This is a genomic window from Kitasatospora sp. MBT63 (assembly GCF_000710465.2).
GTDB lineage: Bacteria > Actinomycetota > Actinomycetes > Streptomycetales > Streptomycetaceae > Kitasatospora.
The window spans coordinates 46030-69235 of sequence record NZ_JAIZ01000270.1 but is presented as its reverse complement, the minus strand read 5'-3'; the positions used below and the strand labels follow the sequence as shown (position 1 = coordinate 69235).

25 protein-coding genes are annotated in these 23206 nt (G+C 70.0%); 20 read left to right on the top strand and 5 right to left on the bottom strand.

Annotation, left to right across the window (positions count from 1 at the left end):
- Nucleotides 1-36: 36 nt before the first annotated feature.
- Entirely contained in the window at nt 37-573 is a 537-nt protein-coding gene (locus tag AA75_RS17170) for a hypothetical protein (RefSeq protein WP_051812620.1), read from the bottom strand.
- A gap of 542 nt (nt 574-1115) precedes the next feature.
- Here AA75_RS17170 and AA75_RS47560 point away from each other — a divergent pair.
- The 3 genes from AA75_RS47560 (at nt 1116) to AA75_RS17160 (ending at nt 3585) form a co-directional block, all read left to right on the top strand.
- Nucleotides 1116-2072: a hypothetical protein gene (locus AA75_RS47560; protein WP_149038193.1), complete on the top strand. Its 957-nt coding sequence runs from the start codon at nt 1116-1118 to the stop codon at nt 2070-2072.
- A gap of 495 nt (nt 2073-2567) precedes the next feature.
- Nucleotides 2568-3023: a GntR family transcriptional regulator gene (locus tag AA75_RS17165; protein WP_033820913.1), complete on the top strand. Its 456-nt coding sequence runs from the start codon at nt 2568-2570 to the stop codon at nt 3021-3023.
- A 13-nt stretch (nt 3024-3036) separates the two neighbouring features.
- Nucleotides 3037-3585, top strand: coding sequence for an HD domain-containing protein (locus AA75_RS17160; RefSeq protein WP_033820912.1), 549 nt, complete (start codon nt 3037-3039; stop codon nt 3583-3585).
- On the opposite strand, the gene AA75_RS17155 is transcribed toward AA75_RS17160, so the two are convergent.
- Together AA75_RS17155 and AA75_RS17150 are read right to left on the bottom strand one after the other, a co-directional pair.
- A complete protein-coding gene (locus tag AA75_RS17155) occupies nt 3582-4055 on the bottom strand; it encodes an NUDIX domain-containing protein (RefSeq protein ID WP_033820911.1) in 474 nt (157 codons plus the stop codon). The genes AA75_RS17160 and AA75_RS17155 overlap by 4 nt on opposite strands.
- Nucleotides 4052-4822 (bottom strand): helix-turn-helix domain-containing protein, encoded by a 771-nt coding sequence (locus tag AA75_RS17150; protein WP_033820910.1) that lies wholly within the window; start codon nt 4820-4822, stop codon nt 4052-4054. Before AA75_RS17150 ends, AA75_RS17155 begins: the two co-directional genes overlap by 4 nt.
- A gap of 705 nt (nt 4823-5527) precedes the next feature.
- Here AA75_RS17150 and AA75_RS17145 point away from each other — a divergent pair.
- Both AA75_RS17145 and AA75_RS17140 read left to right on the top strand, forming a co-directional pair.
- Nucleotides 5528-5770 (top strand): hypothetical protein, encoded by a 243-nt coding sequence (locus AA75_RS17145; RefSeq protein ID WP_063794375.1) that lies wholly within the window; start codon nt 5528-5530, stop codon nt 5768-5770.
- The gene (locus tag AA75_RS17140) at nt 5770-6189 is read left to right on the top strand and encodes a WhiB family transcriptional regulator (protein ID WP_082526592.1); all 420 of its coding nucleotides are present in this window, start codon (nt 5770-5772) and stop codon (nt 6187-6189) included. Before AA75_RS17145 ends, AA75_RS17140 begins: the two co-directional genes overlap by 1 nt.
- Nucleotides 6190-6225: 36 nt before the next feature.
- On the opposite strand, the gene AA75_RS54010 is transcribed toward AA75_RS17140, so the two are convergent.
- Nucleotides 6226-6477 carry a hypothetical protein gene (locus AA75_RS54010; RefSeq protein ID WP_368666577.1) on the bottom strand — a complete coding sequence of 84 codons (252 nt, stop codon included), beginning with the start codon at nt 6475-6477 and terminating at the stop codon, nt 6226-6228.
- A gap of 59 nt (nt 6478-6536) precedes the next feature.
- On the opposite strand from AA75_RS54010, the gene AA75_RS17135 reads away from it, so the two are divergent.
- The 15 genes from AA75_RS17135 (at nt 6537) to AA75_RS17070 (ending at nt 18619) form a co-directional block, all read left to right on the top strand.
- Nucleotides 6537-7247, top strand: a complete 711-nt coding sequence (locus AA75_RS17135) for a DUF2637 domain-containing protein (protein WP_368666576.1) — start codon at nt 6537-6539, stop codon at nt 7245-7247.
- Nucleotides 7244-7453, top strand: coding sequence for a hypothetical protein (locus AA75_RS17130; protein ID WP_033820909.1), 210 nt, complete (start codon nt 7244-7246; stop codon nt 7451-7453). Before AA75_RS17135 ends, AA75_RS17130 begins: the two co-directional genes overlap by 4 nt.
- 17 nt (nt 7454-7470) lie before the next feature.
- Nucleotides 7471-9123, top strand: coding sequence for a hypothetical protein (locus AA75_RS17125; protein ID WP_033820908.1), 1653 nt, complete (start codon nt 7471-7473; stop codon nt 9121-9123).
- 103 nt (nt 9124-9226) lie between these two features.
- A complete protein-coding gene (locus tag AA75_RS17120; protein WP_033820907.1) occupies nt 9227-11347 on the top strand; it encodes a hypothetical protein in 2121 nt (706 codons plus the stop codon).
- A 223-nt stretch (nt 11348-11570) separates the two neighbouring features.
- Nucleotides 11571-11759 (top strand): hypothetical protein, encoded by a 189-nt coding sequence (locus AA75_RS17115; RefSeq protein ID WP_051812618.1) that lies wholly within the window; start codon nt 11571-11573, stop codon nt 11757-11759.
- 18 nt (nt 11760-11777) lie between these two features.
- Nucleotides 11778-11927, top strand: a complete 150-nt coding sequence (locus tag AA75_RS47555; protein ID WP_149038192.1) for a DUF4175 domain-containing protein — start codon at nt 11778-11780, stop codon at nt 11925-11927.
- Nucleotides 11928-11947: 20 nt separating this feature from the next.
- Nucleotides 11948-12373, top strand: coding sequence for a hypothetical protein (locus AA75_RS17110; protein WP_033820906.1), 426 nt, complete (start codon nt 11948-11950; stop codon nt 12371-12373).
- 113 nt (nt 12374-12486) lie between these two features.
- A complete protein-coding gene (locus AA75_RS17105) occupies nt 12487-12957 on the top strand; it encodes a single-stranded DNA-binding protein (protein WP_033820905.1) in 471 nt (156 codons plus the stop codon).
- A 118-nt stretch (nt 12958-13075) separates the two neighbouring features.
- Nucleotides 13076-13669 carry a hypothetical protein gene (locus AA75_RS17100; protein WP_033820904.1) on the top strand — a complete coding sequence of 198 codons (594 nt, stop codon included), beginning with the start codon at nt 13076-13078 and terminating at the stop codon, nt 13667-13669.
- 38 nt (nt 13670-13707) lie between these two features.
- The gene (locus AA75_RS17095) at nt 13708-14343 is read left to right on the top strand and encodes a DNA cytosine methyltransferase (RefSeq protein ID WP_233289056.1); all 636 of its coding nucleotides are present in this window, start codon (nt 13708-13710) and stop codon (nt 14341-14343) included.
- Nucleotides 14340-14687 carry a hypothetical protein gene (locus AA75_RS17090; RefSeq protein ID WP_033820903.1) on the top strand — a complete coding sequence of 116 codons (348 nt, stop codon included), beginning with the start codon at nt 14340-14342 and terminating at the stop codon, nt 14685-14687. The genes AA75_RS17095 and AA75_RS17090 overlap by 4 nt, the downstream gene beginning before the upstream one ends.
- A 58-nt stretch (nt 14688-14745) precedes the next feature.
- A complete protein-coding gene (locus AA75_RS17085) occupies nt 14746-15627 on the top strand; it encodes a DNA primase (protein WP_033820902.1) in 882 nt (293 codons plus the stop codon).
- 84 nt (nt 15628-15711) lie between these two features.
- Nucleotides 15712-16998 (top strand): DUF3631 domain-containing protein, encoded by a 1287-nt coding sequence (locus AA75_RS17080; RefSeq protein WP_051812616.1) that lies wholly within the window; start codon nt 15712-15714, stop codon nt 16996-16998.
- A 131-nt stretch (nt 16999-17129) separates the two neighbouring features.
- Complete coding sequence (locus AA75_RS17075; protein ID WP_030273449.1) at nt 17130-17318, top strand: helix-turn-helix domain-containing protein; 189 nt, start codon at nt 17130-17132, stop codon at nt 17316-17318.
- Nucleotides 17318-18619 carry a tyrosine-type recombinase/integrase gene (locus AA75_RS17070; protein ID WP_033820901.1) on the top strand — a complete coding sequence of 434 codons (1302 nt, stop codon included), beginning with the start codon at nt 17318-17320 and terminating at the stop codon, nt 18617-18619. Before AA75_RS17075 ends, AA75_RS17070 begins: the two co-directional genes overlap by 1 nt.
- 423 nt (nt 18620-19042) lie before the next feature.
- On the opposite strand, the gene AA75_RS17060 is transcribed toward AA75_RS17070, so the two are convergent.
- Nucleotides 19043-21931 (bottom strand): putative dsRNA-binding protein, encoded by a 2889-nt coding sequence (locus AA75_RS17060; protein WP_233289054.1) that lies wholly within the window; start codon nt 21929-21931, stop codon nt 19043-19045.
- Nucleotides 21932-23206 lie beyond the last annotated feature (1275 nt).

Sequence of the window (23206 nt, the reverse complement as noted above, 5' to 3'; positions counted from 1 at the left end):
TCCATTGTCGGGTGTGTCCACATCGCAGGGGTCACCTCAGACCTTGTGGGCGGCTGCGACGATCCGGACGGTGCTCTCGCCGGTTGCCTCGATGGCTTCGCGGAGTCTGTCCCACTGGAGCGGGCGCAGGCTGTTCTGGGATTTGGGCTTGTCGCACAGCGAGCGCAGGACCGATCCGGGCAGGAGTCCGGCCATGTCGGTCCAGGCCGCGTCGTGGCGGGAGCGGTAGGTCGTGACCGGCCTGCGGCGGGTGACGGGGGTGTCGAACTCGGCCTTGCAGTCGAAGCACAGGTACTCCGGCGTCAGGGTCTTGCGCGGCTTGAAGCTGGCCTTGCCGCAGTGCGGGCAGGTGTAGACGTCCTTCTCGGCCTGTTCCCTGGCGATCTCCTCGATCACCGAGACACCGAGCAGGGCCTTCTTGTCCCACAGCGCGATCACGTCGCCGACCTGCATGTTCGCGTGGTTCGGGACGGTGCTGTCCCAGCTGTAGTGCTGCGACGGCTCGTCGTCGTACCCGTCGTTGCCCCCGTGCGAGCGGTCGTCCCCCACCGCCAGGACCAGCCACGCACCCATCGTCTCGCTCCCCTTCCCCAGGTCACCAATCCCCGACGCTGTACCTGCCGCGGATCAAGGTGCTTGGCCCACAACCTAGCCGCTCACTCGGACAACCAACCCCTGTCTCCCATCAACCCCCATCGCCAAGCTGATGATTCGCCGGCACGGGGTGGCAGCGGCGCCTACCGGTGACACCGGAACCAACACGCTTGACCCCAGATCGCAATGTTGGACGTTTCCGCAGGTGGGGGCTTTCTGGCGCACGCCACACCAAGCGGCCAGCCGGGTGTTGTTCGGCTCCGAGCACAGCGTGTGGTCCCGGAGTGGTCCCGGGAAACCCATCCGCCGTCTCAGTCGATGAGGATCTACCTGCCGCCGATTCAGCACTTCGAGCGATCGACCGGCTCGACATGTCTTCTGCGTGGCGACCGCCTCCCGGACCCTTCGTGCGATCAGCCCTTGCTAGCCGAATCCGGGCGCGAGGGCCCTGGAACCTTATGGCCGCCAGTTTGCAGGGCTGTCGATGCTGCGCAATCGTTGAAACTACGAGAAGTTATCCCGTGCCCGAATTTCTCAACATGGGGGTCGAGATGACACTTCTCCTCACCTGCATCACCAATAGATTTGCAGTTCAGGCATCCGACCGGAGACTTACACTGCTGGATGGGAGCATTCACGAGGAGGTTGCCAATAAGGCGACACTATTTGGCAATTCGGCCGCATTTGCATTCACCGGATTGGCGCGCTGCTCACACGTCGAACGCACGGATGAGCTACTAATGCGATGCATGGCCCAGGAAAAACCACTTCCCGCCCTCCTCGACACCCTTGCCAAGACCGCAGCCTCCAGCATTCGAAATTTGCAGCTCGCCTGCCGCCCGACAGAACGCCGAAGCGCAAGGAGGACATCCTTCGTCGGTGGCGGGTTCGCCGGCATGAGGAACCCGCAGGCTCAGGGAAGACTACCGTCGTCAGATCACCTACACCCCTACCTTGCTGTGATCAGCAACGCGCAGGACCTGAGCGAGGAGTGGCGGGAGGAGGCCGACCAAAACTTCTCGGTCCATCTCAAATTTTTGCCACCCGACTCACTGTTCATGCTCCATGCCGCCGGGCAGCAGCTCACAGGAAACGAGCGAAATCAGCTTGAACGCAGCATCAGGAGAATATTGGAGAAGACTGAAGGCCCTGAGCCCATCGCCCGAGTGCTGGCTAGGACGATCCAGGCAGTCTCCAATCGGAACGCACGCGTAGGGCCAAACGTAATGTGCGCATTTGCCCACCGCTCACGCGTCTTCGATAATTCCATACAACTCGCTGGCGGGCTCATTCCGATCGTCACCGAAATGCAATATGAGGCTGAATATTTCAAGAGAGCCCCCAATGGCGACCCAGCGCGCTGGATATACAGCCCGGCCAGCCCATCTGCCGCCATTCACTATGGCCCGAATTACGCAAACTCAGGGATTCAAATTAAGGGAATCAGGTTCGGCCCGCCCGGTGCAGATAGCGATTAGAGGCGGGCGGCAGAGCGGTTTTGACTGGTGTCCTCTGGATTGGGGCCGAGCACGGTCGGGGGCGGTACGCTTGCCCGCGATCTCGGGCCGGCTCCTTGCCTTAGCCCGCAATCCGGCCGAGGGGACCCCAAGCCTTGCTCAGTGCGGCTCCGGTCCTGACCGGTGGGTAAACCGTGGAGCCGCCCGCCCCAGCCACGGCGGGGTGAGGGACAGGTCTCCCGCTTGTCTGCGTGCACCCGGCGCGGCTGGCCACCACCGCCCGGCGAAGACGGGCGCGGTGGCGAGCGGCCTGGGCCACGCGCCGGTGCGCCCTGCCCGCCTTAACTCCCAGAGCGACTCTTCACGAACAGCCGCTCTCCGTGGGAACCACACCAGCGAGGTGCCGTGGGGATGGCCAATTGACCTCGGTCATACTGACCAGGCCCTCGATGATCGTCGCCGAATTGCGGCATCCTCATCGTGGCGGGAGTGCACAGGACGAGGAAGGAGCGACTGGTGGCCGAGCGGAGCCCACGTGGCACGTACCTACAGATCGCCGATGCGCTACGCGCTGAGATCGGCGATGGTTCCGGGCAGACCACGCTGCCGTCTGAGGCCGAGCTGATGAAGCGGTATGGCGTCGCACGAAGCACCGTCGGGCGTGCGCTCAAGATTCTTGCGGACGAGGGTCTGGTCCGCTCCCAGCAGGGCACCCGCCGCACGGTCTCGACCGCGGCGGCGAGGCCCACGGTCTACGACCAGATCGCCGGTCTGATCGCCGCTGAAGGTCTGGCTCCAGGTGATCCGTTCCCGCCGGAGAGCAAGCTCTGTGAGCTGACCGAGGCGTCGCGGGGCACCGTCCGTCGTGCGCTGGCCCAGCTCGAAGGCGCTGGCGTGCTGGAAGTCCGGCAGGGCAAGGGGCGCTTCGTCCGCGCGCTGTCGGGACCGAACATCGCACCATCCACCCCCTAGGAAGGACCCCACCGTGTGGGCCTACGACCTCGCTGAAGCTCTGCTCTCCGAAGACCTTCCCCGCCGCTGGGCCCACTCCCAGGGAGTGGCTGGCCGGGCTCGGACGCTGGCGCCGATCCTCGGGCCGGATACCGACTTGCTCGAAGCTGCCGCCGTGCTGCACGACGTCGGGTACTCCCCCCGCATCACCGACACCGGGTTCCACCCGCTCGACGGCGCGCGGTTCCTGCGCAACGTCGAGCGGGTGGACGAGCGGGTCGTAAGGCTCGTTGCCCACCACTCCTGTGCACTGTTGGAGGCAGAAGAGCGTGGGCTGCGCGAGGAGCTGAAGGCTGAGTTCCCGTTGGAGGAGCCCGGACTGGTCGATGCGCTGATCTACTGCGACATGACCACCACCCCGGACGGCACGCCAACGACCACACCGGCGAGGGTCGCCGAGATCGTGAGCCGGTACGGGCCGGACAGCATCGTTGGGCGGTTCATCCGCCGAGCGGAACCGGAAATCCATGCGGCGGCTCAGCGCGTGGAGCGCAGGTTGACGCTGGCCGGCCCCGGGGCCTAACCGATGTACGGCTGAACGCGATCCGGGTCGAGGGCGTGCTGAATCCGCAGCCGCATGGACGGATGGATGTCGAGGTCACCGAGGTCCGCTGGGTCGATCCAGCGGACCTCCTTCGATTCCTCACTCGTCCGAAGTTCTCCGCCGACCGGCCGCGCGCGGAAGCAGATGGAGAACTGCTGGCGGACCTCGCCGTCGTCGTACGCCATACGGTGCCCGGGGTTGGTGTAGAGCCCGGTGACCGTCACGACCGCGACGTCAATCCCGGTCTCCTCGCGCACCTCGCGGATCACCGTGTCGGCGATGAACTCGCCGATGTCGTGGCCGCCACCGGGCAGCGCCCAGAGTCCGTTGTCCGTCTTGTGGATCAGGAGCACGCGACCGGCCTGGTCCTGGACGACGGCCACGACCGACGGGACCACGGAGTTCGCTGCCGGCGCGCTGGGGTCGTTGATGTAGTCGATCCGGCTCATGCGGCCTCGCCTTCAAGCATCGGGGCAGTGATCCTCCGGGAACTCTCCCAGATCCGTTCGATGCTGGCCGCATACGTGCTGAACAGCTCGCCGCCCGGGACCTGCGAGAGGTGAAGTACCGGCGCGAGATAGGCACCCACGCCGTATACGTGGCCATTGACGAGCATGTCGTCATCAGCGCGGTAGAGCGAGTTGTAGAGCGTGGTGGCGTGCAGTCGGAACTCGACGCCCGGCACGCTGAACAGCGGTGCGTAGTTGGCCAACGCGTTACGGATTTTCCCTGCCATTGCCGGACCGATCCCCTCGTCCTCGCCGCGCTGGGCGATCGCGGGCGAGTCGGGATCGCCCAACATCATTCGGACGGGAACGCCGGCGCTTGCCTTCTCCCTGATCAGGCGGAAGAAGGTGGGGTCCTCGGAGAGCCAGAAGCCAGCGTAGACGACCAGGTCGAAGCTGCGGGTCGCTCCGGCGTACAGCGAAGTCCACAACTCCTTTGGCACCACTGCCCGATGCGGGTAGAGCTTGACCAACTCGGCCCGGCCGGCCTCGGCCGTTTGGCCAACGCTCTCCTCGTCCGACCACAGGTCCGACAGGTCGCGCTGTAGGAGGTTCGCAAGGGCGTACTGGAAGCGTCGGTACGGCTTGCGCTGGTCCTTGGCCTCGACCCACCGCTCCACCGTGCGGGCGCTGACGCCGAGCCGTTCCGAGATCTGTTCAACCGTCAGGCCGCTTGTGAGGATCGCTCCTCGAAGCCGCTCATTGACCATGTCGTCCTCCCCCGGACGATGCGGTGGCGCTTGGACGATGCGGGACGACTTGACCGTAGCGAAGTAGGCGCGAGGTCGTCCACCAGCGCCGTATCTCGACATGCCTCGGCGCGCGAATCTAGTGATGCGCGATCGGGGCAGTCTCCCGATTCAAACAACACGGGACTTGACGAGGCGTCGGTTCAGCGCCATCGTAAGAGACATGTTCAACATGTCTTGCATGGCGAGGCTGGCGAACTGGCAACCCTTCTTTGGGCTGCTCTGAACTGCGAAAACGCACCAGGGGAGCGGCGTGACCGCCCTCCGAGGGGCGGCTGTGAGCTGAGGCGGAGGACGCTGCAATCTCTGCAAAGGCCAGGGGACAGGGGCTTCGGCCCTGACTGGCGAGGTGGCCCGGTGACCGCGAGCAACGGCCGGAGAGTGGGGGCGTGACCCCCCTTGCAGTGCGAATTCCTTGTTGCTCGAACAGAAGAAGGTCCCAATGGGCCTGATCATCCGCGAGTCCCATAGGTCGCCTCGCTGTGCCGCTGGCCAGTGAGGCACCGACCAGCGCTCACGGTTCCCGGCGTGCACCGCTTCGGCGGCGGCACGTCGGGTTTCCGCGGTCGCTCGTCGAGCGTCCGCCCGTACCTGTCGCTACGGCTGCGGCTCCGGTGCTGGCACACCGGAGCCGCGCAGGGCCGTCCGAGTGAAGGAACACGACCCATGAGACTGATTGTCGCAGGCCAGGAGGCCGCTACGGCCTCCGAGTTCGCCGAATTGGCCCTCGGTATTGACGTGGCGCTGTTCGCCGGCACCGACGAGGAGACGGCCACCGACACGGTGGTGCGGCTCGCGGTGGCCCGGGAGGTTCTGCGCGACCTCGCCCCCGAGTCCGCCCGCTACGCCAAGGCGCTGATGCGCACGGCCAAGCGGCGTCGGGCACTGGTGTGGAAGGCGGCGGCGTGATGACTCGGTTCGTCCGCCGCGGGATCCGCGGCACCGCCCACGCGCACCTGATCGCCCGCCCGACCGGCCCGTACGCCGTGGAGGTCGTTCCGTCCCCGGACGGCAACCTGCCCGGTGCGGCCTGCAAGGGCGTGGACCCGGACCTGTTCTTCGCCGAGCCGGACGAGGACGACGCCGACGCCGACCCGGCCGCGGTTGAGTTCGCCACCCGGCGGGCCTTGGCGGTGTGCGCCAGCTGCCCGGTCAAGGACAAGTGCCTGGCGGGTGCGCTCCGCCGGAACGAGCCGCACGGCGTCTTCGGCGGACTGACCGCCGCCGAGCGCCGGGCGCTCAAGCGCAGTGAACAGAACCGCCAGGCACGCCAGCGTGGCCTTGCCCGCGAGGCCGTGATTGCGGCCGGGGTGGGGGGTGCGGCGTGATCGCGACAGCGATGCTCACCGGCCTCTCGCAGTTGCTCACGGGTCGCTCACGGCGGCCTCATCGGGGGCGGCCGTGAACACGCTGGTGACCCCGCAGCAGATCCGTTCTGCCGAGCGGGCGCTGAGTGCCGGAACGTGGGCGATCACGTTCGGAGCGGTGCTGTACAGCGTGCTCACGGTGACCCCGCTGATGTCCGCGCACACGCCGAAGGGCTGGGGTTGGACGGCGCCGATCCTGCCGTTGGTGGTTGATGCGGCGGTGGTGATCGTGGTGCGGATGGACAGCACCCTGGCTCGGCTGCGCGGTGACGGCGGCCGGTGGCCGGTGGCCGGTCGTGCTGCGTTGGATGACCGGCCTGATGACGGTACTGCTCAACGTGGGCAAGTCCGCCCTGGACCACGATGCGGTGGGAGTGGCCGTGCACGCGGTGGCGCCGCTTCTGCTGATCGTCACGGCGGAGACTTCCCTCGCCTACCGCAAGGCGATTGCTGGCGCGCTGGCCGCCCGTGAGGCTGCTGAGAAGGCCGAGCGCGCCGAGCGCCACCGTCTGGCCGAGCAGGCGCGGCAGCAGGAGCGGGAGGAGCGCGCGGCTGCCGCCGAGGCGGCGGCGCGGGCCGAGCGTGAGCGGCGTGAGTTCGACGCTGCGCAGGTCCGCGAGCAGCGTGAGCACGAGCTGAGGATGTGGCGCGAGCAGCAGGCCGAGCAGGCTCGCCGCGAGACCGCGCAGCGCGATGAGAGCGCCCGCCGGGAGGCCGCCGAGCGATCCGAGCGGGCACGTCGTGAGCAGGCCGCGAGCGAGCGTGAGCATCGTGAGCGCCTGGCAGCCGAGCAGGCCCGCGCCGCCCTGCTGTCCGCCGCGCCCGCCACGGAGCGGCTGCCCGAGGACAGGGCCCGGGAGATCGTTCAGGCCGCTGTTGCGGCGGGCCTGCCGCAGCGGACCGCCGCAGAGCTGACCGGCTGGTCCACCGGCTGGATCGCCACCCGTTACCAGGAACTGCGCACCACGACACCCAAGACCCTCGCCCTGGCTGGCGCGGGGAGCGAGGAGACGTCATGAGCACCGAGTTCATCCCGGCCCCCGAGCCGGAGTTCGAGCAGACCCGCGTCGTGGACGTCTTCCCGCTCCACGGCTTCACCTGCGCGCACACCACCAACGACAGCGGCACCGTCGACTGGTGGCACGTCTTCGCCGCCGACGGGCACTACCTCGGCCGCACCAGCCGCCCCGAGTACGTCGGTGCGGTCATCCAGCAGGCCCGCTGACCAGGCAGGAGATCGTCATGACCGACACTCCGACCGTGGTCGAGGTCACGGCAGCGCCCGCAACCCCGGCCACCCCTCCGAAGCCCACCACCGCGCCCGCCGTGCCGGCCGCCGCGGTGCCCGGTGTCCCGCTGGCCCTGGCCGCCGCGAACGCAGCCGGGACCGTCGCCTCCGGCGCGCTCGCGCTCGGCGTGCCCGCGGCGCTGGCCGTCGCGGGGACAACCGCGGCCGTCCTCGCCGCCGGCGGCGCCGTCCGGCGCGCCCGCAACCGCCGCACCCTCGGCCGGACGAGCCTTCCCAGCACACCGGGGGCGGCCCGTTCGGGTGCCCGCGGCAGCGCGTACGGCCAGGTCCCCGCCAGTCGCACCGCGTACGGTGCCGCCCCCGGCCCGGTGTCCGGCCTCGGCGGGCCGAGCGCGTCGGGCATGCGCGCCGCGACCAGGGCCGCCGCCCACCGCACCGGCCACACCGCCGCCGCACCCCACTCCGCGCCCACCGTCCCCGTCGCTCGTCACTCGGGCGCGGGCCCGGTGAGCGGCGGTCACCGCTCCGCCGGTCACGCGGCCGGGGCGTCCCGGCCCACGGTCTCCGCCCGAACAGCTCACGGCGGCACCGCCGCGCACCACCCCGGCAGCACCAGGACGTCCAACTCCACTGGGCGGAAGGGTGGTTCGTTTGCCCGCCCCGGTGTGGCGTACGACCTACGCAAGCCCGCCGCCGGGTCGCCGTCGGCCGGCCGGTGGCCGGGGCTGTCGCCGCAGAAGGCCGCGAAGATCGCGCAGAGGACGGACAAGCGTCTGGCCAAGGGGCTGGCGCGGGCCCGCAAGCGCGCCGGTCTCGACCCGGTGACCGGCGCCGACGCGGGTGCGGCCGGATCCAAGTCGGCTGCGGCCGAGGAGGTTTCGGCCCAGCAGGCGAAGATGCTCCGCCGCTCCGAGCTGCGGCACGCGGCCCGGATGACCGGTTCCGGCCTGGCCGCCGGCCTGGTCGGCGCGGCGTCGGCTGCGGCGTTCAACTGGCGGCACAAGGGCAGGGTCTCGGGTCACATGCGCGCCGTCTGGCGCCGCCTGGCCGACCGCGCCCGCGCCGTGAAGAAGACCCGCGACGCGGCGATCCTCGCCGGCAACACCGGCAAGGCCGGCACGGCGGACACTCCTGCGGTGCCGGTCCCGGCGGAGCGGGTGAACGTCCCCGGCCGCCCCGAACCCACCGCCCCCGCCGCCGGCGTGAAGGCGGTTTCGAAGCGTGCGGCCGGTCTGGTCGCGCGGATCACCCTGGGCAAGTCCACCGATCAGGAGGCCACCGTGTCCGAGTTCGAGTCCACTGTTCCCGCGTTCTCCCTCTCCTCGGCGGCCGACGTGATGCTCCAGGCCGCCTCGACCTTCGACCCGGAGCACATGACCGAGTTCGGCACCCTCGCCGACGACCTCCCGGTCGCGTTCGCCACGATCCAGGAGGTGCTGCGCGTGCTCGCCGAGAAGGGCGCCGAGCAGCTCCCGCTGGATCAGGCCGTGAGCGAGGAGATCGCCGTCGGCTACCAGGCCATGGGCCGGGTGGTGCAGGCGCTGGAGAACGTCGCCCCGGTGTTCCGGCAGGCCCACGCCGAGGACTTGGAGCGCGTGGAGAACCCGCGCAACGGCCTGGAGGCCGAGCGCAAGTGGAACGTCTGACAGTCGTCCATCCGGCGCTGTCACAACCCTCTCCGTTCCTGGGCCGCCCGCGCACTGCGCGCGGGCGGCCCGTCCCTGTCCACACCCTGTGGAGGAATGCCTCATGAGCAGCCGCAGCACGAAGAAGCCGCCGCTGACGGTGGACTGGAAGGCGCCCCACGGGGTGCTGTCCGGCACCGTCAACGGCACCCTCGGCGCCCTGACCACCGCGGGCCTGGGCCACGCCACGGGCATGCCCGCCGGGTGGGCGCTCGCCGCCGGTGCCGCGGGCGCGCTCGGCTCGGCCCTGGCCGGGGCCCGCCGCCGCCTGACCGCCGCCACGCTGTCGTTCCGTGCGTCCTGCTGGCTGACCGCCGGAGGCTGGGCGTCGTGGGCGATCGCGCACGGCGGCCCGTGGACGTGGCCCCACCTCGGCGCGCTCGCCGTCGCCGGGATCACGGCGGGCACCCTCGCCCCGGTGCTCGCCGGGCACGAGGAGGTCGAGCAGGAGGCCCGTCGCCACTTGCTGCTGATCGGCGCCCGCCGGCAGATGGCCGCCGACTGGACCGATCGCATCAAGCGCGTCTGCGGCGTGGACGTGACCGTGCTCGGTATCGAGCATTGGCCGTCCGGCGCCGGGTACACCCTCGAACTCGAACTTCCCGAGGGCGGCACTACCCGCCGCGCGATCACCGACAAGGCTGAGAACCTCGGCGCCGACCTCGACCTCCCGGACGGCTGCGGCCTCCAGGTCGCCCCCGGCATCTCACGGCGCCGGGTCCTGGTCCAGGTCACCACCCGCAGCCTGGCCGGCACCGATCTGCCGTTCCCGGTCGAGGAGATGCACGAGGTCACCACCGTCAACAACCCGGTCCCGGTCGCGCTGCTGTCCGACGGCGCGCGGGCGGAACTGGACCTGCGGCAGGCGTCCACCATCGCCACCGGCCCCACCGGCACGGGTAAGACGAACTGGCTGCACAACCTGATCGCCCGGCTCGACCAGGCCAACGACACCCTGGTGTGGGTGATTGACCTGAACGCCGGGTCGCTCGCCCTGCCCTGGTTGAACGCCTGGCGTGACGCCCAGCTCAACCGGCCCGGCAGCAGGTGGGCCGAGGCTGACATCCCCGCCCCCGGCGTGGACTGGGTGGCCTCCACCCCGGCCGAGGCCAAGCGCATGCTGGCCGCGGCGGTGCGGATCGCCAAGCGCCGCAAGGTCGCCTACCAGGACGCCATGCGCGACGCCAACGACGACAAGCTGCCCGTCGGCCCCGACGTGCCGGAGATCGTCATCATCGTGGACGAGGGTGCCGAGGTCGCCGCCACCCGCGAGGCCCGCGCGGTGCTGGCTGGCGTCTCGGAGGTGATCCGGATCGCCCGCGCCATGGCGATCCGCGCCGTCCTCTCGGCCCTGCGGGTCACTCAGGACGTCCTGCCGGACCCGCTGGTGCGCAAGATGGCCGCCAACCGGGTCGCCACCGGCGCCTACGAGGACTCCGAACTCGGCCACCTCTTCGGCTGGCGCGCCCTGCGCGCCGAGGACTCCTTCTCCGGCCCGGGGTCGATGCTGGTCGGTACCGAGGGCAAACAGCCCGCCAAGGCCCAGCAGTGGCGCATCACCCCCGACCAGATCGAGGAGATCAGCGCCATCACTGCCCACCGCCGCCCCGCCCTCGACAAGCCCTCCTTGGAAGCCGCGGGCGAGGAGTACACCGAGCGCTGGACCATGGAACGCTGCGGCCACCTCTGGGCCCCCGCGACGGTCGGCGCCGACACCGCCCCGGCCGCAGGACCGGAGTCGGGCGCGACCGGCGTCACCGCCGCCGGTCTGGCCGCCGGTTCGCCGGTGGGCGGGTGGAAGCACACCGCGCACTGGGACCAGCACGCGGCGGCCGATCCGGTGGACGACCTGGAGTCGATCTGGCTCCTGCCGCCGGCTGAGGAGCCCGGTGGCGGGGCGAGTGCCGCTGACTGGTCCGACCCGTCCACGTGGACCAGCGGACGCGAGCAGGCGACGCCGGAGAAGCCCGGTGCGAAAGACGCCGCTCTGGCCCTGCTGATCGCCGCAGGCCCGGAGGGCACCGGCGCGTCCGCCATGGAGCGGGCCATGAAGGACAGCTTCGGCACCCGTCGGCCGGTCCTCCAGAACTGGCTCAAGGCGTGGGTCGAGAGCGGCGATGCGGTCCGCGTCGGCGAGGGCAGCAAAGCCCGCTACGTCCACCGCAGCCACGCCCCCGGCGCCTGAGCCTGTCACCTGTTCCGGCCGCGCCCCAAAGGGGTCTCGCGGACCAACCGGCACCTGAAACCCCCCGTCCGACCTGCGGATTACAGGTGACAGACAGGTGACAGGCGACAGGTGACAGACAGGCCCGATGACAGGCCGCATGACAGGCGCCACGCCCCGCCCGGACGCCCTCCGGGCGGGGCTTCCCGCACCCCGAACCGCCGCCCGGAAAGGGGCCAGAACCGTGATCGTCTCCATCAGCCTGACCGTCCTGTTGGCCATCCTCAGCGCCGTGCTGATTCGCGGGCGCAGGGTCTCCCTGCCGACCGCGGCGGTGCTGTGGTTGTCCGGCTTCACCCTCGCCTCCACCGGCATCGCCGGCCCCGTCAACACCTTCCTCACCGCGATAGCCGGCCTCATCACCCACCACTGACCGACCGGAGATACCGCCGTGATCCCGCTTCTGCTCGCCGCAGCCACTGGCATCGCCGTCGCCCTAATCGGCACCTGGCGAACCCTCACCCCCGCCGCCCGCTGGCTGATCGTCGCCGTCCTGCTCGGCACCCTCGCCGTCGCCACCCACCTGATCGCCCAGCACTGACTTCGAAGGAGAGCACCGCCATGGACCAGCACCCGTACACGCCACCCACCGCGGCGGTGCTCTACATCGCCGACGGCCAACCCCTCTACGCCGCACCGCCCCAGACCGCCCCACTCACCCTGTACCGGCCCGTCCCTCAGCCCAACCACCAAGCCGTGCCCCTCCACGCGATCGACCCGACCTCGGTCTACCTGCCCGCCCAGGCCGCCGAGCCCGGCCGCGACGTGTGGCCCGCCCGCCTGCTCGCCGGCGGGATCGGCACCGGCGCCGCCGGGATCGGCCTCGGCTTCCTGTTCCAGGCCATCGCCGCCGCAGCCACCGGCATCGGCCTGCTCGCCGCCGTCCTCGCACTGATCTGGCTGCTCAAGAACACCAGCGGCAGCGGCGGGGGCGGCCGGGGCGGGGCCGTGAACCTCTCCGTCAACGTCACCAACCGCAACCGCTGACCCGGCCTGTGCCGACCGGCGTGCCGCCCAACACCCGCCCCCACGGCGGCTGGTGGGCGGCGCGGGGGACGGACAGCCCGCTCCCGACACCCGAAGCGCCTTTGGAGGCCCCCGTGTCCGTGGGAGAGACCCCGATCACCGTCGTCGGCAACCTGACCGACGACCCCGAACTCCGCTTCACCCCGCAGGGCGTAGCCATGGCCCGCTTCACCATCGCGTCCACCCCGCGCACCTACGACAAGACCACCGGCCAGTGGAAGGACGGCACCGCGCTGTTCCTGCGCACCACCGCCTGGCGCGAGATCGCCGAGCACGCCGCCGACTCCCTCACCAAGGGCATGCGCGTGGTCGCCACCGGCCGACTCGTCCAGCACAACTGGCAGACCCCCGAGGGCGAGAACCGCTCCATGCTCGGCCTCGACCTCGACGACATCGGCCCGAGCATCAAGTTCGCCACCGCGAAGGTCACCAAGACCCAGCGCACCAACGGCAGCGGGGCCGCGCCCACCGACGACCCGTGGGCGAGCGCCGCACACGCCCCCGCAGCGGCCGGGCCGCGCTCCGGCGACGAGCCCCCGTTCTAACGAGAACTTCCCCGGCCCGATCAGCACGAAAGCCCCGCAGCAGCCGCCGAATCCTGGCAGATGGGACGGCTGCTGCGGGGCCCAATCCAGTCCGTACGAGACGAACCAGGACACCAGCATGCCCGAGTTCAGCACCCGCACGCTCGCCCTCACCGACGACAGGGCCGACCGGGAGAACGCCTCCGACGGCTTCTCCCGCTTCGGCGCGTACCTCGCCCACAACCCCGGGCTCCTCCACGACGAGAGCGAGCCGCTCACCGCCAAGGAGTTCGCGTTCTTCACCTGGCAGATCGCCACGAGCCCGGTCATGTCCCCCGGCTACGTGCGGATCCGCCCCGACCTCCACGCCCTCGCCCTCGTGTCCGCCGGCGAGGACGGCGACGACCTGGCTCTGCGGGTCGACGTCCCCCTGCGACACCGCGCCTTGGCCGAGTGGCCCGCCACGATCGTCGGTGACTGGCAGGCCGACCCCTGGGCAGCCGGTGACGGCTTCATCGCGCTGGTCGAGCCGGAGCGCACCGACCGGACCGCGCTCCTGATCACCGCCACCGTCCTCATTCCCGTACCCGCCGCGGTGCTGGTCGCCCCGACCACCGCCGTGCCGGGCGAGGAGATGACCTGGACGGCGAAGCGCGCCGTCAACGCCCTGGTGGACCACGCCAACACCCACGCGCCCCTGCTCGGTGACCTGCTCGCGTGGAGCATCCGGTGAGCCCCCGCAGCTGGCTGGCGGGAGCCCGGCCCCCCGCAGTGTGGCTGCCCGAGCGCCCGTGGAACGGGCTGCGGGTGCTGGACGCGTGCTGCGGCGCCGGCGGCCTCTCGATGGGCTACCACCTCGCCGGGTTCGACGTCGTCGGCGTCGACAAGGAGCCGATGCCGAGCTACCCGTTCACGTTCGTGCAGGGCGACGCGCTCGACTTCGTCGCCGACCACGGCCCCGAGTTCGACCTCATCCACGGGTCCTGGCCGTGCCAGCACTTCGCCCGGGTCACCGCCTGGCGCGGCAACCGCGCCGACCACCCCGACCTGCTCACCCCCGGCCGCAAGGTCATGCAGGCCACCGGCCGCCCGTACGTGATCGAGAACCTGCCCGAGGCCCCGCTCCGCCCCGACTACGTGCTCTGCGGCTCCCAGTTCGGCCTCCGGGTCCGCCGGCACCGCCTCTTCGAGACGTCCTGGGGGCCCTGCGGAGACCTGCTCCCGCCGTGCTGGCACCCCGCCTCCCTTCTCTCGTTCGAGCACAAGGAGGAACGGGCCTACGCCGACGCGATGGGCTGCACCTGGATGAGCGCCAAGGAGGCCCGTCAGGCCGTCCCGCCCGCCTACACCGAGCTGATCGGACGCCACGCCGCCCAGCACCTCGGCGCCGGGCAGGTGGTCGCATGAGCGCCCGCCCGCCGCTGGCCTGCGCGGCCCTCTGGCAGACCGTCACCACCGCCGCCGGAGGGCGCTGCCAGTGCAGCGGGGCCTGCGGAAGCACCCACGCCAAGTCCGGTGGTCGGTGCGACCGCACCCACGGCGGGTGGGCCGGCAGACACGGCGGCATGGTCCACCTGGTCGCCGCACCTACCGACCCAGCCGACATGCTCCTGCCCCCGCACAAGGCCGCCGCCCTTCCCACCGAGCGACTCGCCGCCTGGTGCCCGAGCTGCCACGACGCCACGCGCAACGCCGCCCGGCGGCAGGCACGCACCGAACCGCCCCAGACGGACGCCCTGTTCGCCATCTGAGCCCCGACCGAAGCCCCCACCGGGGTGCCGGAAGGGGCTGCGGTCCGGAAGGACCCCGATGACCACGCGAAACCACCTGCTCAACGACGCTCTCGCGCTGGCCCGCGCCGGCGTCCCCGTCCTGATGCTGCGGGAGGGCAAGCTGCCCGTCGGCAACTGCCCGGCCTGCCGGGACAGTGCCTGCGGGGACAGGCCGAACATGAAGGCTGCTGGCCCCTGTGCCTGCCCGTACCCGTGCCACGCCTGGGCCGCCGCCACCGCCGACCCCGCCGTCCTCCTCAGCGCCGCATGGGCGACGGCTTGGCGGGAGGCCACAGCCGTGGCCTACCACCCGGCTGGGGCCGGGCTGACCGTCCTCGACCTCGACACCGCCGTCGCCGTCGCCTGGGCCCGCGAGAACCTGCCGCCCACCCGCACGGTCCCCACCACCCGCGGAGAGCACTGGATCTACCTCGGCGCCATGCGCTCCGCCAACTCCGTCCGCCCCGGCGTCGACATCAAGTCCCACGCGGCGTACGCCCGCTGGCTCGGTCCAGGGGCGGGGGCGATGGTCCCCCTGCCCGACGTCGTCCGGGCCCTGGCCGATCGGGGAGAAGAGGCCACCCCGCCGCCGACCCGGGGCGGGGTGGCCTCTTCCTCACCTACCCCGGGCTGGAGCCGGTCGGTGGCCGCCGGGTGCCGTCACACCGAGCGGTACGTCCGTACCGGCCTGGACCGCGGTGTCGGCAAGATCATGGAGCACCCGGAGAGCGGTGCCGGCTCACAGGCCTTCGGCGTCGCCCGTTTCCTCGCCGCCCAGCACCACCAGTGCCCCGGTCCCTGCGGCCTGGACGCCATCGCACAGGAGCTGATCGACGCCGCTGCCTCTGTCGGTGTCCCGCCCGAGTACGCCGCCCGCGCCGTCACCAACGGCTTCACCACCGCCGGCGCGGCCAACTGAGCGCCCCGGGGCGGCCGTCCCATCTCGCCAAAGACCGACGGCCGCCCCGGACCCGAGTCCCTCACGGAACCAGGAGACCCCAGCATGACCGATCCCACCCCGCCCCACACCACCACGCCGGAGGACGGCGCCGCCCTCCTCGACGCGGTCGAGGCCCACCACCGGCGCTTCAACGTCTTCCCCAGCGAGGCCGCCTACGTCGCCGTCGTCCTGTGGGACGCCCACGCGCACCTCATGGACTGCTTCGAGGCCACCCCCAGGTTGGCGTTCCTCTCCCCGGAGCCCGCCAGCGGAAAGACCCGCGCCTTGGAGATCGTGGAGACCCTGGTCCCCAGGCCGATCGTCACCGTGGACATCAGCCCCTCGGCGCTGTTCCGGTCCGTCTCCGACGGCGACACCCGCCCGACCGTGCTGTTCGACGAGATCGACACCGTCTTCGGCGCCGCCGCCAGCGGCAACGAGGAACTGCGTGGTCTGATCAACGCCGGCTACCGCCGCACCGGCGGCATCTTCCGGACCGTCCGCGACGGTGAGAACCACGTGGTGCAGAAGTTCCCCGTCTACGCCGCCCTCGCCATGGGCGGCCTCGGCGACCTGCCCGACACCATCATGAGCCGCGCCGTCATCATCCGGATGCGCCGCCGCGCCCCCAACGAGACGGTCGAGCAGTTCCGGCAGCGCACCAACGAACCCGAGGGCCACGCCCTACGCGACCGCCTCGCCGCATGGGCCGACACCATCCGCGAACGGATCGAGGGCGCCTTCCCCGAGATGCCCGACGGCGTCGCCGACCGGTCCGCCGACGTCTGGGAGCCGCTGCTCGCCGTCGCCGACGCCGCCGGCGGCCACTGGCCTGCCCGCGCCCGCGTCGCCTGCCTCGAACTCGTCAACGCCGCCAAGGCCAACGACAAGGGCTCCGTCGGCATCCGCCTCCTCGCCGACCTGCGCGAGATCTTCAACGGCGCCGAACGGCTCACCAGCGCCGTCATCATCGAACGCCTCACCGGCATGGACGACGCCCCGTGGGTCGACCTCGACGGGCGCCCCCTGAACACCCGCAGCCTCTCCAAGATGCTCGGCGAGTACGTCACCGCCGCCAACGAGCGCATCAGGCCCCGCAACATCAAGATCGGCACTGCCGTCGCCAAGGGCTACTACGCCGCCGACCTCAACGACGCCTGGACGCGCTACTGCCCGCCCATCCCCGAAACCCCCGCTACCACCGCTACTCCCGCTACTCCCGCTACTCCCGCTACTCCCGCTACCGCGCAGGTCAGGGCCCTCTTCCCGGTAGCGGAACCGGTAGCGGTAGCGGATGAAAACCCGCCCGACCCGGCCGCCGCGGATCACGGCCTCATCACCGTCGGCTGACCTCGCCAATCCGCTACCGCTACCCCATCCGCTACCACCGCACCCCCTCCGACCTGCGCGGTAGCGGAGTGGCGGCGGTAGCGGACCTCAGAGGAATACCGCCCGGGCGACCGCTTCAGGAGGACCGCTCAATGACATCCGCCGTACCCGAGGCCATGACCGTGAAAGAGGTCATGGCTGCCCTCCGACTCAGCCGCAGCAAGGTCTACGACCTCCTGCGCTCCAGGGAACTTCCGAGCTTCACCATCGGTCGCTTGCGGCGCTTCGACACCGCCGATGTGACCGCCTACATGCGCAAGCGAGTTGAGGAGAACTACTAGTGGCCAGGCGCGCCAACGGCGAAGGCACTATCACCCGCCGCAAGGACGGGCGGTACGCCGACGCCGCATACGTGTACAAGCCGGACGGCACCCGCGCCCGAAAGTGGGTCTATGGCAAGACCCGGGCCGAGGTCGCAAACAAGCTGACGGAGATGCAGGAGAAGACCCGTCAGGGCATTCCGGCCGTCACATCCAACATGCCGCTCGACAAGTACCTCGACTACTGGCTTGGGACGGTTGCACCCGAGCGGTACAAGCCCTCGACCATGTCGAGCTACGAGCCCATCACGCGGGTGTACATCGTCCCCGCACTCGGCCGGAAGCCGCTCAACAGGCTGACGCCGGCGGACGTGCGCCGTTTCCTCTCGGACTTCCGGAGTGGCTGCCTCTGCTGCCTGCGCCGGGTCGACCACAACCGAGCCGTTGACAAGCGTGAGTGCTGCGCGGTGGGAAAGTGCTGCAAGCGGCAGCCGTCGGCGCGCACGGTCCAGTACGCCCACGCCGTGCTCCGGTCCTCGCTGCAGAACGCCGTGCGTGAGGAACTGCTCGCCCGAAACGTGGCGCGGCTGGTCGAGCGTCCCTCGGTGCCGCACAAGGAGGTCCAGCCGCTCAACGCCGCCGAGGTCCGTCTCCTCCTGCGCGCCGGGCGAGACCACCGGCTGTACCCTCTCTGGCTGCTGCTCGTCTCGACGGGCCTCCGTCGGGGCGAGGTGCTCGCGTTGACCTGGGCGGACATCGACCTCGACGCCCGGCAGCTCAGGGTGCGTCGCAACCTTCAGCGGGTGAAGGGCACCCTGGTGTTCGGCACCCCGAAGACCGCACGCTCCCTGCGGACCATCGCACTGCCGGCGTCCTGCGTCGCGCAGCTCCGACGGCGACGGGAGGACCAGCTCCAGGAGCGCGCGGAGGCAGGCTTGGAGTGGCAGCCGCTCGACATCCAGCCTGACGGCCTGGTGTTCACCACGCTGACCGGCACGGCGCTTGACCCGCGGAACCTGAACCGCAGCCTCGCCGCGCTCTGCGCTTCGGCCGGCATCCGGCGGATCAGGGTGCACGACCTGCGACACACCTGTGCCTCGCTGATGCTCGCCGAGGGGGTCGGCGTCCGGACCATCATGGAGACGCTCGGACACAGCACGATCACCATGACCCTGGACACCTACGCGCACGTCATGCAGTCGACGCTGCGGGAGGCCGCGGACCGGATGGACGATGCGCTCGGCGTGGCCGCCGATAACGAGTCGGAGGGCGGCGAGGACGACGACGGTCCAGCCGCGGCCGGGGTGCTCGTGAAGCGCTGAGCAAGGCGCTGATGTCAGCCGTGGATGTCGAAAGGGCCGGAGACTCATGTCTCCGGCCCTCTGACCACTGTCGGGACGACAGGATTTGAACCTGCGACCCCTTGACCCCCAGGCGCATCGACCCAGCGTGATGCCGAGGATTGCCCCTCGTGGACCCGAGCACCATCGCGCGCAGGGGAGGACGAGGGGGCGCAGATCGCCGTTGTCGCCCACGGCTGTTGTGGTCAGCCGTCGTTGTCAAAGCTGAGGATCTGGCTGCCCAGCCAGCCCACGACAGCGCCCACAGCCAACCGCCCTTCCCGACAGCGGCCAGGCAGCACTCGGCAATGCGACCGTCACTGCGTTGTCACTGACATTTGCGCTGTTCAGAACAGCCACAGTGACAGAGTGACAGGTGTGACAGCCGCCTACCGCTTCAGGCTGTCACTCCGTTGTCTCAGCCAGAAGTCCAGGCCACCGCCGGTCCAACGGACCAGAGACGTAGGCATCCATGCCCACTGCGGCCAGAGCGTGGTAGGGAGCCGTCTCGTGATCGCCGTGCAGACGCAGCAGTACATGATCGTCGCCGACCAGGCAGTCGGTGTACGGGAGGGTATGGGACAGCATGCGAGCGAAGTCGTCGCAGGCCGCCCGGACGTCCACCTTGTCGAGGCCGAGCCAGACGTGCAGCGTGCCATCCTGAACCGTTAGCTCAACGTCGATGCGGGTGTCGGCCGCCTCTGCGGCTTCGCCGCACCACGTCAAGGTCTCATCCAGCGCGCGAAGGTGGACGAGGAGCGGACAGAAGATCTCTTCGCGCATATCGTCACGGATCGTGACGCCGGTTGCCTGGGCCTGGTCATGCCACCACTCCTGCACAACTCCGCGGACCGAGGCGGCCTGCGGCCCGCTGCTAAATGCTCGCCTTACAGCGTCTGCTGCGTTGCGTCGCACCAGGCTCGTGGCGTCGTGTCCTGTGCTGGCGGCCATGCGGCGCAGAAGCGAGCCGGGCCCGATACGCGTGTCGTCGATGACCCTCCGGTACAGCTCTTGCAGCGCGGCCGGCACGGCCGTCTCATCCGGCCCGAGCAGGGATCGGACACGTTCCGCCCAGGCAAGAAACGCCTTGGTGTCGCCGGTGGCGAGGAGGTCAATGCCGAGGTCGCCACGGGCGAGCATGCGGGCGCGCTGCCGTTCAGTCGGCTGGCCAAGGCCATCGAGCTGAGCGCGCAGGAGGAAGACGAGCAGGTCCCGTTCGGGGGCAGAGAGATCACCGACGACGCCATTGACGGGCGTGGCCAGGATGTCGAGGACGGCCTCGGCGGTCGCCTTCTTGGCCTCTGGCTTTCCAGGAGTTCCGGCCAGGCGCTCGGTCCACTGGTGGACTCGACCCCGAACATCCCGCAGCCCAACAGCCGCTGTGTAGCCCTTCAGGTGGTCTGGCCCCGAGACGTCGAAGGTGTACTCGTGGTCGATGCCGTACGTGGTGGCCAAGGCGGCGAGGACGGTCACCGGGTCGTGCTGGTGGGCCAGGCCGGAAAGCCACTCGTCGAGGACGGCGGGTCGGCGCTCAAGCAGCCGAGGCCCGTGGACACGCCAGGCTGCGGCGACGACAGCCTGGGTGGCGTCCGACACTGCTGTGCGGCCCAGACCTCTCTCACCGCGGCCTGTCAGCAGCCCCTCCGTCAGCCGTAGGGCCGTACCGAGCCGGGCTGTGTCGTCGTCAGACGAGGTGAGGATGCGCGCCTCGTCTTCGTCGGGGGTGAGGCCGTGCGCGAGGGCCTTCCGGACGCGGACGTGGGCGGCGAGGTGGTCCACCACATGCGAGCCGTGGTGAGCAAGAAGCTGGTAGTCGCGCTGGCGGGCGGCGGTCGCCGCCGCCTGGGACTCGTAGACCCAAGACGCATGTGTGAGGGCCTGGGCGAGGAGCCCGTCCGCGCGATTACCGAGCTCAAACATGGCCGCCAGGTCCCTCACCGCGTCCCGGTGCTGAAAGCCCGGGTGCGCGTACGGCAGCGGCGAGGCGGCCGGTAGGGTCGCGTGGGCCGCCTTCCGCTCAGCCCCCGACTGTGGGTATGCGTCAAGCAGCGCTCGTGCCGCCGCCGCCCGCGCAGCCTTCTTGGACTGGCCTGTACCTTCTGCCGTGCGGCCCGTTCCAGTGCGGACGGTGGCGCGGAAGACCTTGCAGTGGTCTGGACCCTCCTCGTCGAAGTCATAGGTCACTCCCTCCCTATCGAAGGCGCTGTGTACCAGAGTGACTGGATCGACCTTCGTCTCCGCGGACGGGCAGTCGAGGCCGGGCCAAACGGAGGCGACCAGCCTCTGGGCAATCTCGTGCTCGCCACAGAGACTGAGCGCGCCAAGGATCTGGCGACCCACTCCTTCGAACACGGACCTGGCGGGCCGCTGCGTCTCCCCCACGCCCATGCGTACCAGCCCATGCTTGCTGACCCATGCACCGAGCGCGAGGTTTGCGGCGATACGTCGCTGGGCGTGCTCGCTCGACTGTTCACCCACCTTTTGAGGGGTCGCCCAGCGCGCGTAAGCGTCGAGCAGGATCACGTCGAGCGCGGTGGCGCCGAGCCGGTCGAGCATGCCGAGCACATACGGCGTGACTTGGTCGTCGTGGTGGCTCTCGTGGAGGTGACTGCGGTGCTCTGCAGCTAGGCCCAGCCAGGCGGTGACCTCGGAGTCAGCGTCCCACCTGCCAACGGCCTTCCCTACGATTTCGCAGACCTCCTGCCCATGCGTGCCCACCAGCGACACGGGCGGCGCGCAGAGTGCCGGGTGCGCGACGTCATGGACATCGAGTCTCCGTTCGACGCGAGTGTAAGGACGGACCGGCTCGGACGACGGACGCTGCCCGGCCGAGGTCGGGACCGACCGCGCAGGCCGGGCCGTGCGGTCGACCGCAGGGACTGTACTCCGACCCTGGCGGCCAGGCTCCGGGTGTTGGTGCGCAGAACGCGACCCGGGGCGCCAACGGGCCGCTTGCGCCCTCCTCCGGCCAGTCGACGATGTGCTGGTCTTGCCATCCAAAAGGCCATGAAGTTCCTTGGTGAGCCAGGAAGGCAGCCCGGTCGGGGGATGGCCGCCGTCAAAGAAGTCACCAGCGAGGTCGACGCAGAATTCGTACCGCCCCCACTCGAGGTGGCGCGCGTGCTCCTGACCGAGCGTGCGCAACGCCGACCGCATCCATGCGTACGGCACCATCTGACCCGCCAAGTGGTACGATGTTCGGTTCCGTGCGGCTTCGATGGCCAGCGCGATGCGGTGCACGGGTGTCGGCGGCGCGGTCTCGCGCAGCGACACGATGCCAACCCAGCGGTTCATTGCCCTCCCCATGCCGGATGGCGCGGCCATACCACGCCCAGGCACACCCGCCTCCGGAAGACGTCGGCGCGCCGTCCCAGCGGTTGTGGACGGGCGGCGACCTGACTCCGGTTCTGCTGTCCCTTCCCCCCGCCGTGCCTCACAACTCCCGGTGATCACGGCGGCACTGGTCAATCAGCGTATGCCGCCAGGCGCGGGTTCGAAAAGGGGCGCTCGACGCGGATCGTTCCGAGCGGCTGGAGCCCGAGCCACACTTGTTGCGCAGGAACTGACGATGCTCCGCACTGTCCTGCAACTCTGCCTGCCTGCCCCTTCCTGACCTGCTGCGGAGCCGTCGGCACCTGTCGGCGATGGGTGACCTCGGGCTACCTCGCGCGGCCCACAGACGGCCCAGGCCTGGGCCGATCTACGCGTTCGATCTCGGCACCTGACCAGAGCGACGCCACGGCGCACTGGCAAGGCCCCTTCGCCATAGGTGGCCCGGGTTTCGACCGGGCCGCCATCGTTGATGCCGGCTGGTAAAGCGACTGACAGACACTCCCGCTAGACGGGCAGACCGGTCTCACGAAACCGACTCGGGGCAGGCTGCGAAGGGAATACGCTCAGAGGTCCAACCTCGGCCGCTGGCGTGCCAACCCCGGCGCCCAAGTGCAACTCCCATAGGGCGGCGGGGACTGATGGAGGAGGTCCTGTGAGGGTGCCCGGTCTGGCCAGTTCTCCGGCCGAGGACTACCGGATGACCACCTCCCATGAGGTCTGCGACGTGACGCCAGGTCGATCAGGAAACTTGCGCGCTCGTGTCGCAGAGCTGACTACCAATCAGGCATCGGGTGCCGCTGCGTCCCGACTCAACTCAGTCTTCACCTCATACCGACGTGAGCCTGCCGGCTGCGGCCGTCGCTGCTGAACCCCGCTACGGCCACTGCGCGGTCCGAACGAAGGCGTCGGCGGACTCTGCTGCCGTCCACCGCTACTGCTACCCCTAAGGATCGCGACCGTCCATCCCTCGAACGTGGTGGCCATTTCCGCGCAGCGTTCCAGTCCCCTCCGCCGGAACGCGACGAAGACAACGGCCGGGACACACGCCAACAGGAAGACTAGGAGAGGAACGAGCGAGATTATGACAAGAAAGATGCGTGTTCCACATCGTGCGTTCCTCAGAAGAAGTGCGACTGACTCCATGATGCTCCTCGACTCGTTGTCCTGAACCAAGAGAACAGTCGGGCCAAGCCTTGCGGTAGCTGCAAGCCTTGCCAATGTAAATGCAAAGACAAT